This window comes from Paenibacillus sp. FSL M7-0420 (genome assembly GCF_038002345.1).
Lineage (GTDB): Bacteria > Bacillota > Bacilli > Paenibacillales > Paenibacillaceae > Paenibacillus_AQ.
On sequence record NZ_JBBOCJ010000001.1, the window covers coordinates 7,265,418 to 7,278,358 of the forward strand.

Sequence of the window (12,941 nt, forward strand, 5' to 3'; positions counted from 1 at the left end):
CACCAGCTTAATTATTCTCCGCTCCGCTATCCGCTGAATGCAGGACCTTCTTCAGATTCTTCTCGAATTTGGCGCGGGGAATGAGGACACTGTGCTGACAGCCGGTGCACTTAATCCGGATATCCATCCCCATACGGATAATCTCCATCTCGTTCGTTCCGCAGGGATGCTGCTTCTTCATCTGTACTATATCACCCAGCCCGAATACCTTGCGTTCCATTACTCTTCCCCCTCCTCTGCCTCTTGCGCAGCTGCCACCTGCCTTCTTGGGCTGGCCTCCTGCTCCTCACGGGCTCTGCGGGCTTCCTCTGTACGCTCCTGCTCACGAGCCGCCTTAGCCTCTCTTGCCTCCCTCTCCGCCTGCTCACGCGCCTCCTGCTCGGCCTTAGCAGCCTCCAGGGCGCTCTGCTTCTCCAGAGCATGCTTGATATCATTCTGAATCTGCCGCTCGGCAGCGTCTCTGGCATTAGGCAGGCAATTCGCCGCTATGCGGATGACATACTCCGAGGTGCTCATCGACTGGATTCCCAGAATATTAGGGTAGGCAATGACACTGGAACTGCGTTCCTCGATGCCCTGAAGCGCCTCGCCGATCAGGGCCAGGGTGGCTTCGAGCCCGCGTTCGATTTTAACCGGAACATCTACTACAGCCAGTGCATTCGCCAGCGAATAATTCGTCACATTCACAATCGTGCCGTTAGGAATGATGTGTACCTCGCCCGTAGCACTTAACAGTCTGGTCGTCCTCAGGCCAATCATCTCTACCGTTCCCTTATAGGTTCCGCTCTGGATCACATCACCGACTGCAAACTGGTCCTCAAAAATAATAAAGAAGCCCGTAATCACATCTTTGACCAAACTTTGTGCGCCGAACCCTATAGCCAGCCCGACTACCCCTGCTCCGGCGAGCAGCGGCTTCAGATCGAAGTTGAACTCCGACAGAACCAGCAGAATCATGGTGAAGTTACAGAAGAAGGTAACCACATTCTTCATCAGTCCGCCGACAGTGGAGAAACGCCGGTTGTTCGCTAGCATCCTCCCCCTCGTCTCCCGCTCAAGAGACCGGTCAATCACATTGGAGACCACTTTGATAATCACCCGGGTCAGAATGAAAATCAAGAGAATTCTGATTCCCGAAAACAGGACCGTGGCCCACATATCCGTATTGGTGAACCAGTCCCATAATTTATCTTTGAAGCGGACGGCATCATTAACAACACCTTCAACACCGTCGGCCGCAAGTAAGCTGTTAATCATCGAACCCCTCCTTCTCCGTTATTTCCACATACCCTGCACCCTCAACGGCCTTGGCGAAGATCCCCCGGATCTCTACGTTCTGCTCTTCGACCAGGACCCTTACCTCATCCAGCGCACTCCGGGAGAATTGGATCGACATCGCACAGCCGGCGGTGATCTCCTTGGGCGTAGGGAAGATATCGATTTCAATCTCCGCATATTCAAGCAGCATCTCGGCGCGCAGCGCCTGCTGGGTCGAATCAAACGCTAGCAGCAGTTCCTCCTCCACACTCCACGCCTCCTCTGGGCTATTGGTCCTATCTATTGCCGCCATAGTATAAAAAACCACTTCCATCCATATACTAGGATCATCAGAACACGCTCCCGCGGACGTAAGCCTTGCATAATCAGCAGCCTGGCAGCCTGACTGCTTTTTTAGCTGATTTTCCCATGATTTGCAGTCGCCGCCTCAGAAAGGACGATTATATGAATTTCTCTTCCAAAGCTCCACCGCTGCAAGAACCATCCTGTTTAAAAATATCACATGCCGACCCCAATATCTATTCTGCCATTACCCACCGTCTGCTGTTCCACTTTTCGCGCACCCGTCCGGATACGCCCATTGTCATTATCTGCGTGGGCACGGACCGCTCGACCGGCGATTCTCTTGGCCCTCTGGTCGGCACGACACTGGCCCGCTTTCACAGCCCGCTGTTCCATCTCTACGGAACGCTGGAGGAGCCGGTACATGCTATTAACCTGGAAGAGACAGTGGGCCTTGTGTACCAAAAGCATGCCAACCCGTTCATCATCGCCATTGACGCCTGCCTCGGCCAGTCCACCAGCGTCGGCTGTATTCAGGTGGTTGAAGGTCCGCTGCGTCCCGGCGCAGGGGTCAACAAGCAGCTCCCCCCTGTTGGCGATATCCATTTGACCGGCATCGTTAATGTGGGAGGATTCATGGAATATTTCGTATTGCAGAACACCAGATTAAGCCTGGTGATGCGCTTGTCGGATATTATTTCATCCAGCCTCTACTCTGCCTTGAAGCAATGGAACCTGCATGCTAGATCTGCTGCAACGCGAGAGCAATAACTTCCTTCTCCTCCGGTGACAGAGCATACGGAGACTCTCCCTGTTCAACCGGCTTAGCATAGATATATGAGTTCTCGCGGTTGTGCAGACTGCTCAGCACAATCCCGCTGTGGTTGTCATCCAGAATGGCAAGCGAGAAACTCAGGTCATTACCGCGTTCTCCAAAAGCATTATAGCGCTTCATGGCCACCTTGGACTTCATGCCGCGCATTTTGGTATGTGCCGCTTCAAGCAGCGTCTTCTGCTCCAGCTGGACCTCCTCCAGCATATCCCCCTGATTCTTCAGGTTGACCAGCAGATTCTCCAGATCCTCTATGCCATTCCCGCCCATCATGGCTTCGTACCGGCTCCGCATTCTGCGAAGCTTGGCGCCCTGGACGATCAACATAATGACCATCAGTATGATGACCCCGGCAAAGCCCATGATGAACGCCGATAAATACTCGCTTATGATTTCATTTAACTCCGACATGTTGAATCATCCTTTATACAAAAATAAGAATTCCCACGCTGTAACGACACCGACCTGTATAATCCACCCGAATCCTTATCCACTTACTAGCTTGAACGCGATACGCCGTACATTTCCTTCATGGCTAACAGCAGCCGCTGAACATCCGCTTCCGTGGAGCTCACTCCTACACTTGCCCTTACCGCTCCGCTATCCAGAGTGTCCGCTGCTTGATGGGCCAGCGGTGTACAGTGCATGCCTGCCCGTACGGCAATCTGGTATTCGCGGTCCAGCCGGTGGGCAATATGCGCCGACTCCTGTCCCTCTACGACAAAAGCCACAATTCCGCTGCGCGGAGCGCCCGGCGCCGGGCCCAGAATCCGCATGCCCGGAATAGCAGCCAAGCCCTCCATCAGCAGCTGTGTCAGCTTCCATTCCTGCATATGAATCTGTTCCACTCCCAGCGCCTTAACCGCCTTCACTCCAGCCAGCAGACCGGCTATTCCGACGGCATTCTGTGTTCCTGCCTCATAACGGTCCGGGCGAACACTTGGCTGCTCGCTGTTCTCCGACTGACTGCCAGTCCCTCCATGCATCAGCGGTTCCAGATCCAGCACAGGAGAGATATACAGCCCCCCGGTTCCTTGCGGACCGAGCAGCCCTTTATGTCCCGGAAATGCCAGCAGATCAATATTCATAGCCGCCACATCAATATTAAGCGCCCCTGCACTTTGAGCGGCATCTACCAGGAACACAGCCCCATGCGATTTCACGATGTCACCGATATCCCCAACCGGCAGAATACTTCCCAGCAGATTGGAACTATGATTGCAGATCACCATCCGGGTGTTAGGACGCAGAAACCGCTGAAGCTCGTGAAGATTAATTTGGCCCTCGCGGTCCGCCTGTATATAATCCACTTCAATCCCGATGCTCCGGCGCAAATACTCCAAGGGTCTGCGCACAGAGTTATGCTCCGTCATCGTTGACACGACATGATCCCCTGGTTGAAGTGTACCCTTAATAGCCATATTTAGCCCCATAGTTGTGTTATGAGTGAACGCGATATCCTGAGCATTCGCTATACCAAACAACTCTGCCAGCAGCATTCGTGCACGAACTAATACCCGCCCCGTCCCGATAGCCAGTGAGTGGTTGCCCCGCCCGGCATTGGCTCCTGACTGCTCCAAGGCCTCCACCATAGCTGCAGCCACCTCCGGCGGCTTGGGCCACGAAGTAGCTGCGTGATCGAGATATACCAGCCTCTCCATCTTCCGCCCTCCCTCTTTTCGATTTAAAAAACATACCCCTCCATATCCGTATTAAGGATATCTCAGGATATGTCTTCGGTACAAATATCCAAATCAGTTCCCCAGCAGCTCCAGCAATCTTTCCAGGTCTTGGGCACTGTAATAGTTTAATTCGATTTTTCCTTTTTCCTTGCCTTGTTTAATTTTGACTGTTGTCTTGAATCGCTCCCGTAATACTTCCTCTACATTATCAATATAAGGATCACGTTTCACAACCTTGGCCTTAATTCCGTTAGCCGGTTTGCGGTCGAGATTCTTCACTACCTCTTCCAGTTCTCTAACACTCCACTGAAGCTCCACACACTGAGCAGCCAATTGCTTGATGACCTCCGGATCTTTCAGAGCCACAATTGCCCGGGCATGCCCCATCGAAATTGTTCCACGTGAAACATAATCCTTCACTTCTTCCGGTAAGCTAAGCAGCCGCAAAAAGTTGGCAATATGCGATCTGGACTTTCCGACTTTAAGAGAAAGCTCTTCCTGAGTTAGTGAGAATTGATCCATCAGTCCTTGATAAGCAACCGCTATTTCCATCGCGTTAAGATTCTCACGCTGCAGGTTCTCGATCAGGGCAATCTCCATTACCTGCTGATCACTGAGGCTGCGGACCACTGCCGGAATCGTAGCTTTGCCGCAATATTGCGAGGCCCTGAATCTGCGTTCCCCGGCAATAATCTCATACCCTTTCAACACACTGCGAACAATGATCGGCTGGATCACACCATGCTGTCTTATGGATTCTGCAAGCTCCTGAATGGCCTCTTCATTGAAATCCTTGCGCGGCTGATAAGGATTGGCTCTAAGCTGCGTCAACGGGATCTCTACTACCTTATCGTCTTCATTGATCGACAGAGAAGGTATTAATGCATCCAAGCCTTTTCCCAAACGCTTACTCATAAGAGATCACTTCCTTTGCCAACTCTAAATATACTTCCGCTCCCTTGGAACGGGAATCGTAGGTAATAATTGACTGTCCATGTGAAGGGGCTTCGCTTAGGCGCACATTACGCGGGATAATCGTTCTGTATACCTTTTCCTGGAAATATTTTTTTACTTCTTCAATAACCTGAATCCCGAGATTCGTCCGGGCATCCAGCATCGTGAGCAATACTCCCTCAATTTTGAGATGCGGATTAAGATTCTTCTGAACCAGTCTTACCGTGTTGAGCAGCTGGCTTAATCCTTCAAGCGCATAATATTCGCATTGTATAGGGATAATCACTGAGTCTGCAGCCGTTAGAGAGTTAATGGTAAGAATCCCTAATGATGGCGGACAATCGATGATGATGTAATCATAATTCGCCTTCACTGCATTCAGTGCCTTCTTCAGCTTCAGTTCCCGCGATATCGTAGAGACCAGCTCGATCTCTGCTCCTGCCAGTTGAATGGTTGCCGGAATAATATGAAGGCCCTCAATCCGGGTCTCCTGTATTGTTTCCTGCGGATTCACTTCATTAATAAGAATATCGTAAATGCAATTCTCTACATCCGCTTTGTTGACGCCAACGCCGCTCGTAGTGTTGCCTTGCGGATCAATATCAACAAGCAGCACTCTCTTCCCCAGAGTAGCCATGCTGGCACCCAGGTTCACAGAGGTTGTTGTTTTACCTACCCCGCCTTTTTGATTTGCTATGGCAATAATCTTGGACACTTATTTCACCTCGAATTGTTTAGAAAGAATCATCTTGTAGTTCTTAGCTGTTAACGGCATTATAATCTGGATCTACGGCATCACATTTGCGGAGATGTAGATAAATAGACAACAACTTATCCTTAGAGTGTATATGTGATAATGTTCGGAGCTAGTCATAGAAAAGGCGGCCAACACCTCAGGGCCGCCTTCAGCTTTTTGTTTCCATTATCGTTTTGGAATTTGGATCACAATCTCATAATGATCTCCGCGGTCATTCTCGGAGGTCTTAATCTCCATTCCTGAGCCGGTCACCATGTCTATAGATTGACGAATTGTATTAAGAGCGAGACGGACATCTTTGGTATAGGAGGTCCGTTTTGATTTTTTGGTCTGGGTAACGGCCTTGTAGAAGGCAATACGTGCTTCTGTTTGTTTTACATTCAATTCCTTGGAAATAACCTCAGCCAGAACTTTTAGCTGCATCTCCTCAGTGTCTAGCGACAAGAGCGAGCGTGCATGGCGCTCGGTGATTTTTCTTTCCATTAATGCAGTTTTAACCTGTTCAGGCAAATTCAGCAAGCGGATTTTGTTGGCAATGGTGGATTGGCTTTTGCCAAGCCGCTGAGCCAGACTCTCCTGGGTCAATTGATGCAAGTCAATCAGCTTCTGATACGCGATCGCCTCTTCAATAGAGGTTAAGCCCTCACGCTGCAGGTTCTCTATCAGTGCGATCGATGCAGCCTGTGAATCATTGAATTCGCGGACAAGCGCCGGAATGGTGTCCATGCCCAGCTTTTTAACTGCCCGCCAGCGTCTTTCGCCTGCAATAATCTCATACTGGGAATCACGCATACGAACAACGATCGGCTGGATCACGCCATGAGTTTTGATAGTCTGACACAGCTCGTCGATCTTCTCATCATCGAAAATAGTCCGTGGCTGATACGGACTGCTGATGACCTCATGAACCGGGATTTGTTTGATCTCTTCTCCGCTGCTCCGCTCGGTAAATCCAAAAAGCTTGGTGAATTGTTCTTTCATTCCGTTCATAACCACCTAATTTCGTTATAGTACGATCCTCTTAACCTTTCATGCGAAAAGCTTATCGTACAGCGTAAGAAAAGTATCCATAAGTCATTCTTAGCCACTTCTCTTAAAAGACGGCCTGGCATTCATTCTGATCATATCTATTAAAAGTCTTACTATATTATTCTATCACTTTTCTGCTAATAATCCTATTCTCCATAATGACCTATTTTTCCTGCAAACCAGCCTCAACTAAGCCAGCTTTCCAGAAAAATAAAAAGATCAAGCTCACATTCGCATGAGCTTGATCCAGTATAACAGAAGACTGTCAAATGTTGTTTCACGTGAAACAATTAGATAAGCGGCGACTTCGCAGGTACGCCGGGCTTGCGCGGATACTTGGACGGGGTGGCCCCTGTCTTACGTACAAGAATGATATGCCGGGAAGATTCTTCCACCGGCAGACTGAAGGATTCTACCTTGTGCAGTTCAGCACGCAGCTCCTTGAAGCTGCGCTTGGCTTCTTGCAGTTCCTCCGTCGGATCGCTCCCCTTCATGGCAGCGAAGATGCCGTCCTTGCGGGTGAATGGCAGACAGAATTCATTCAAAAGCGATAAGCGGGCCACCGCACGGGCAGTGACTACATCATAAGCATCCCGGTGAACAAACTGTCTGGCGACATCCTCCGCCCGGCCGTGAATGAGCTGTACACCCTTCAACCCCAGGGTATCACAGACATGCTGCAGGAAGGTAATCCGTTTACTAAGTGAATCCACAATCGTCAGCTTAAGATCAGGGAAGCATATTTTTAGCGGAATTCCAGGAAACCCTGCCCCCGAACCAATATCAGCAAGACTCTTCGTCTCCTGCATATTCACATAGAAGGCTAAAGATAAAGAATCATAGAAGTGCTTGGTATATACCTGGCTCCGCTCTGTGATCCCGGTTAGATTCATCTTCTCATTCCAGGAGACCAGCTCCTGATAATAGAATTCGAATTGTTCAAGCTGCTTCATTGAGAGTTCCAGCCCATGCTCCTTGAGCAGGTTGGTGAACTCAGCTACCGTTGTATCCATAGATTATCCTTTCGCCGCTGTTACACGGTTGTAGTGCTCCAGATAGACCAGCAAAATCGAGATATCTGCCGGGGTAACGCCTCCGATACGTGAAGCCTGCCCAATGGAGATTGGAGCGATTTTGGTCAGCTTTTGCCGGGCCTCCATGGCCAGTCCATGAATCTCATTATAGTTGATGTCGTCAGGAATCTTCTTCTTCTCCATCTTCTGGAGCTTCTCCACATGCAGGAGCTGTTTCTCGATATAGCCGGCATACTTAATCTGAATCTCCACCTGCTCCTTCATCTCTTCATCCAGCTCTTCTGGAGAAGGAGAGATCAGATCCACGAAGCTGTAGGCTAGCTCAGGGCGCCGCATTAAGGTCAGCAGATTGCTTCCGTCAACAATCGGTGCAGATCCATAACTGGCTAGAGCTTCATTCACTTGAACCGGCTTAATCTTCGTCTCCTGCAGACGGATAATCTCACGGTCGACCCGGCCCTTCTTATCAAGGAAGGCTTCATAGCGCTGCTCTGTAATCAGCCCAATGTCATAACCGATTGGTGTCAGCCGGAGATCCGCATTATCATGACGGAGCAGCAGCCGGTATTCCGCACGGGAAGTCAGCAGGCGATAAGGCTCATTCGTTCCCTTAGTGACAAGATCATCGATCAGAACGCCAATATAGCCCTGCGAACGGTCCAGCACCACCGGCTCTTTCTCCTGCACTTTACGCGCTGCATTGATACCGGCAATAACCCCCTGCCCTGCCGCTTCTTCATAACCGGAGGTACCGTTGATTTGTCCCGCAGTGAATAGTCCCGGCAGACGTTTGGTTTCCAGAGACGGCCAGAGCTGCGTCGGAACCATGGCATCATATTCAATGGCATAGCCGTTACGCATCATCTCTACCTTCTCCATACCGGGAATAGACCGCAGAACCGCCAGCTGCACATCCTCAGGAAGGCTTGTCGACAGACCCTGTACATAGTATTCCGATGTGTTTTTACCTTCCGGCTCCAGGAAGATCTGATGCTGTGATTTATCACTGAACCGGACAACCTTATCTTCAATTGAAGGGCAATAACGCGGACCCGTTCCTTCAATAATACCCGTGAACATCGGCGCCCGGTGCAGATTGTCATTAATGATTTGGTGAGTAACCGGGGAGGTGTAGGTCAGCCAGCAAGGCAACTGCTCATTATCCGAGGATTTGGTTTCAAAAGAGAAGAATTTCAGCTTCTCATCGCCCGGCTGGATTTCGGTCTTGGAGAAATCAATCGAATCCTTGTGGACACGCGGCGGCGTTCCGGTCTTGAAGCGGACCAAATCGAACCCAAGTTCGCGCAGATTCTCGGACAGGCGTACGGACGGCTGCTGATTATTTGGTCCGCTCTCATATGTCAGCTCACCCATGATCACCTTGCCGCGCAGGTAGGTTCCCGTTGTGAGAATAACGGTCTTGCTGTGATACACCGTCCCGGTCTTCGTCACCACTCCGGCGCAGCGTCCGTCTTGGGTGATCAGCTCCTCCACCATCCCCTGGCGCAGAGTCAGGTTAGGAGTCTTTTCCATCGTTTCTTTCATCGCGTGCTGATAGAGGAACTTGTCGGCTTGTGCACGCAGAGCATGAACCGCAGGCCCCTTGCCTGTATTAAGCATTCGCAGTTGAATGAAGGTCTTGTCTATATTGCGGCCCATTTCTCCGCCGAGTGCATCAATTTCACGCACCACATGGCCCTTGGCGGGTCCGCCAATCGATGGATTACATGGCATGAAGGCCACCATATCCAGGTTAATTGTGATCATCAGTGTGCGGCAGCCCATCCGTGCAGCAGCCAGAGCTGCTTCGCAGCCGGCATGACCGGCGCCGATGACGATAACATCATAGCTGCCTCCATCATAATTCATAACGGTTCCTCCTTCTTATTTGCCCAAGCAGAATTGCGAGAAGATCTGGTCCAGCAGCGAATCAGCCGCCGTATCTCCAATAATCTCTCCAAGCTGCTCCCAGGCTAGACGTACATCAATCTGTATCATATCTATAGGAATCAGCATCTCCGCTGCTTCATAGGCATCCTGTAATGATTTATGTGCCTTCTTAAGCAAGGCTATATGCCTTACATTGCTTACATAAGTCAGATCGCCAGATTCCAGCTTGCCTCCGAAGAACAGTGCGGAGATCGCCTCTTCCAGTCTATCGAGTCCTTCCTCTTCCAGCACCGACATCGGTACAATACTCGCTTCAGCGAAAAAGGAGCGCAGCTTCCCCGTGTCCAGACGGGACGGTAAGTCCATTTTATTCATGATGACCAGCGCTTGTCTACCGTGGATTTGTTCCATCAGTGCCAGTTCATCCTCATGAAGCTCCTCATTGGCATTCAGCACCAGCAGAATCAGATCCGCATCGCTGAAAGCCGCCTTCGAGCGCTCCACACCGATTCTCTCCACCACATCCATCGTCTCACGGATACCGGCAGTATCCAGCAGCTTCAGCGGGATATTATTAATCGTTACGTACTCTTCTATCACATCACGCGTTGTTCCCGGAATGTCGGTCACAATCGCCTTGTTGTCGCGGGCAAGCGCGTTCAGCAGTGAGGACTTCCCGACATTGGGCCTGCCCACAATAGCTGTCGTAATCCCTTCGCGCAGAATCTTTCCTTCATTGGCGGTTCGAAGCAGCTTATCTATGCCTTGCATAACCTCTTGACTCTTATCCTTGATGAAATCGGCAGTTAAGGATTCCACATCATGCTCGGGGTAATCAATATTCACTTCTATATGGGCCAATGTCTCAATTAGCGTGTGCCGAAGCTCATGAATACGTGCGGATAACGAGCCGCTAACCTGCTTGAGGGCAACCGAGAAAGCCCGGTCCGACTTGGAACGAATCAGATCAATTACGGCCTCGGCCTGCGAGAGATCAATCCGTCCGCCCAAAAAGGCACGCTTGGTGAACTCTCCCGGCTCGGCCAGCCGGATGTCCTGCTGCAGCAGCAGATCCATTACTCTTCTTACAGAGATTACACCGCCATGGGCGCTGATCTCCACCACATCCTCCGTGGTAAAGGAGCGTGGTCCCTTCATGACGGTTACCAGTACCTCTTCCAGCTGTTCGCCGTCCTGCAGACTTACGATATGTCCATAATGCACCGTATGAGAATCAGCTTCCGTAAGGGGGATACGGCTTTTGAACAAAGGGGCTACTTGGGGGATTGCCTGCGGTCCGCTAACCCGGATGATGGCAATACCGCCCTCGCCCAAGGCTGTCGATACAGCGGCAATAGTGTCACTAAGCATGTTGTAATTCACCTCTGGTTATGGTCTCTTCAAAAAAACAATGACTCCTCGCATAGGTCAAGGAGTCATTGCGGCATATGGTTCTACTTCAAAGTTATAACGACGCGGCGGTTCGGCTCTTCACCCTTGCTGAGGGTGTTCACCTGCTTGTGATCCTGTAATCTGGAATGGATGATCTTGCGTTCCTGCGGGGACATGGGCTCCAGGACCACCTCTTTGCGGGTCCTCACCACACGCCCGGCCAGACGGTCAGCCAGCTCCTCCAGTGTCTTCTTGCGGCGCTCCCGGAAGTTCTCCGCATCCAGCACGAGCCGGATGAAGCTGTCAGAATACCGGTTGGCCACAATATTAGCCAAATACTGCAAAGCATCGAGAGTTTGTCCTCTTCTGCCAATCAGCAGCCCAAGCTCCGGACCGGAAATTTGCAGAACAGTTGATTCCTTGGCATGAACAATTTCAACTTCCACCTCAAGCCCCATGCTCTTGGCGACATCTACAATGAAATGAACGGCCTGACCGTATGCTTCTTCTACCGGGTGTCCGGAATCCTGGCGCGGTACACCGCTGATCGCCTCTGTATTGCTCTCTCTTGTTGTCTGCTGAGACAGTAGCGGAGCACTCGCCGCTGATGCCGGTGCGGCTTCCGGGATCAAGGTCAATTCCACCTTGGCACCCTTCGCACCGATCAATCCAAGGAATCCTTTTGACGGCTGTTCAAGTACGTTGACCGTTACCCGGTCCTTGTGAACTCCAAGCTGATTAAGTCCCCGTTCTACAGCTTCTTCAATGGTTTTCCCTGTCGCGACGACTTTGCTCATTTTGACTTTTTGACCCCCTTCTTCCCATTGCTTCCGTTTCCTTTAGCAGCAGGAGTTACATCTTTGCGGGCGTTAGAGTTGCTGTTCTTGCTCTTCGTCAGGTTAACATCCTTGGCCTTGCTGTTGCCTGCACTTACCGTAGCATTCGCAGCCACAAGTGCTGCTTTGTGCTTATCATTGTTGCGGTACAGGAAGTAGTTCTGGACAATGGTGTAAATATTGCTGTATACCCAGTACAGAGGCAGAGCAGCCGGGAAGTTGTAGGACATGATGAAGATCAGAACCGGATAGACCATCATCATGAACTGCATTGGACCCTGCTGTTGGACCGGGTTCATCTTGGTCATCATGCGGGTCTGAATGAAGGTGGTTGCGGCAGCGAGAACCGGCAGAATGAACAGGTGGTCGGGCTTGCCAAGCTGCAGCCACAGGAAGTCATGCAATCTGAGATCCGGGTTGTAGTAGATGGAATTGTATAGGGCAATAAAGATTGGCATTTGCACGATCAGCGGCAGACAGCCCGCCATCGGATTAACCTTGTTCTCCTGGAACAGGCGCATTGTCTCCTGCTGTACCTTTTCGGGCTCATCTTTATATTTCTTCTTAATCTTCTCAAGTTCCGGCTGAATCGCCTGCATGGCGCGCGAGCTCTTCACCTGCTTAATCGTAAGCGGGAGAATCAGCGTGCGGACAATAATCACCATCACAAGAACGGCAAAGCCGTATTGGCCGTTGAACCACTTGGCGAAAGTATCCAGGGCTAAGGCGAAATAATAGACAACATTACTCTGCCAGAAGCCTCCATTTTTCAAATCCTCCGTAGTGTGCGTCACTGTTGTCGCAGACGGAGAGCATCCCGACAGAACAGCGATCATTAGAACCATTAACCCGAGGAGAAGAAACATTTTTCCTCGCTTAGTCTTCATTAGAGACACTTCAAAACCCCTCTCATAAACATTCCATTGCACCGTAAATCATAACATAATTATGGATACAAATAAACAAGCCCTCTTC

Annotated in this window: 14 protein-coding genes; 1 reads left to right on the forward strand and 13 read right to left on the reverse strand. The window is 50.6% G+C overall.

Features of this window, described 5'->3' with window-relative positions; genetic code table 11:
- Nucleotides 1-7: 7 nt before the first annotated feature.
- The 3 genes from MKX51_RS31275 to MKX51_RS31285 are packed head-to-tail and all read right to left on the reverse strand — an operon-like array spanning nt 8 to nt 1,525.
- Complete coding sequence (locus MKX51_RS31275) at nt 8-220, reverse strand: DUF951 domain-containing protein (protein WP_076081909.1); 213 nt, start codon at nt 218-220, stop codon at nt 8-10.
- A complete protein-coding gene (locus tag MKX51_RS31280) occupies nt 220-1,257 on the reverse strand; it encodes a mechanosensitive ion channel family protein (protein WP_340995153.1) in 1,038 nt (345 codons plus the stop codon). The genes MKX51_RS31275 and MKX51_RS31280 overlap by 1 nt, the downstream gene beginning before the upstream one ends.
- Nucleotides 1,250-1,525, reverse strand: coding sequence for a DUF3343 domain-containing protein (locus tag MKX51_RS31285; protein ID WP_340945816.1), 276 nt, complete (start codon nt 1,523-1,525; stop codon nt 1,250-1,252). The genes MKX51_RS31280 and MKX51_RS31285 overlap by 8 nt, the downstream gene beginning before the upstream one ends.
- Nucleotides 1,526-1,722: 197 nt before the next feature.
- Here MKX51_RS31285 and yyaC point away from each other — a divergent pair, with 197 nt between their 5' ends.
- Entirely contained in the window at nt 1,723-2,331 is a 609-nt protein-coding gene (gene yyaC / locus MKX51_RS31290) for a spore protease YyaC (RefSeq protein ID WP_076081912.1), read from the forward strand.
- Here yyaC and MKX51_RS31295 read toward each other — a convergent pair.
- The 10 genes from MKX51_RS31295 to MKX51_RS31340 all read right to left on the reverse strand — a co-directional run bounded on the left by MKX51_RS31295 (nt 2,303) and on the right by MKX51_RS31340 (nt 12,862).
- The gene (locus MKX51_RS31295; RefSeq protein ID WP_340945814.1) at nt 2,303-2,803 is read right to left on the reverse strand and encodes a DUF4446 family protein; all 501 of its coding nucleotides are present in this window, start codon (nt 2,801-2,803) and stop codon (nt 2,303-2,305) included. The genes yyaC and MKX51_RS31295 overlap by 29 nt on opposite strands.
- Nucleotides 2,804-2,889: 86 nt before the next feature.
- Nucleotides 2,890-4,053, reverse strand: coding sequence for an aminotransferase class V-fold PLP-dependent enzyme (locus tag MKX51_RS31300; protein ID WP_340995154.1), 1,164 nt, complete (start codon nt 4,051-4,053; stop codon nt 2,890-2,892).
- A gap of 93 nt (nt 4,054-4,146) precedes the next feature.
- The gene (locus MKX51_RS31305; RefSeq protein ID WP_036728055.1) at nt 4,147-4,989 is read right to left on the reverse strand and encodes a ParB/RepB/Spo0J family partition protein; all 843 of its coding nucleotides are present in this window, start codon (nt 4,987-4,989) and stop codon (nt 4,147-4,149) included.
- Nucleotides 4,982-5,743: a ParA family protein gene (locus tag MKX51_RS31310; RefSeq protein WP_209987398.1), complete on the reverse strand. Its 762-nt coding sequence runs from the start codon at nt 5,741-5,743 to the stop codon at nt 4,982-4,984. Before MKX51_RS31310 ends, MKX51_RS31305 begins: the two co-directional genes overlap by 8 nt.
- Nucleotides 5,744-5,950: 207 nt before the next feature.
- Nucleotides 5,951-6,766, reverse strand: a complete 816-nt coding sequence (noc, locus tag MKX51_RS31315; RefSeq protein ID WP_036728058.1) for a nucleoid occlusion protein — start codon at nt 6,764-6,766, stop codon at nt 5,951-5,953.
- Between the two features lie 338 nt (nt 6,767-7,104).
- On the reverse strand, nt 7,105-7,827 hold the full coding sequence (rsmG, locus tag MKX51_RS31320; RefSeq protein WP_340995156.1) for a 16S rRNA (guanine(527)-N(7))-methyltransferase RsmG: 723 nt from the start codon (nt 7,825-7,827) through the stop codon (nt 7,105-7,107).
- 3 nt (nt 7,828-7,830) lie between these two features.
- Nucleotides 7,831-9,717, reverse strand: a complete 1,887-nt coding sequence (gene mnmG, locus MKX51_RS31325) for a tRNA uridine-5-carboxymethylaminomethyl(34) synthesis enzyme MnmG (RefSeq protein WP_340995157.1) — start codon at nt 9,715-9,717, stop codon at nt 7,831-7,833.
- A 15-nt stretch (nt 9,718-9,732) separates the two neighbouring features.
- On the reverse strand, nt 9,733-11,109 hold the full coding sequence (mnmE, locus tag MKX51_RS31330; RefSeq protein WP_076081918.1) for a tRNA uridine-5-carboxymethylaminomethyl(34) synthesis GTPase MnmE: 1,377 nt from the start codon (nt 11,107-11,109) through the stop codon (nt 9,733-9,735).
- Nucleotides 11,110-11,192: 83 nt separating this feature from the next.
- The gene (gene jag, locus MKX51_RS31335; RefSeq protein ID WP_036699874.1) at nt 11,193-11,927 is read right to left on the reverse strand and encodes an RNA-binding cell elongation regulator Jag/EloR; all 735 of its coding nucleotides are present in this window, start codon (nt 11,925-11,927) and stop codon (nt 11,193-11,195) included.
- Nucleotides 11,924-12,862, reverse strand: a complete 939-nt coding sequence (locus MKX51_RS31340) for a YidC/Oxa1 family membrane protein insertase (RefSeq protein ID WP_076081919.1) — start codon at nt 12,860-12,862, stop codon at nt 11,924-11,926. The genes jag and MKX51_RS31340 overlap by 4 nt, the downstream gene beginning before the upstream one ends.
- Between the last annotated feature and the right edge of the window lie 79 nt (nt 12,863-12,941).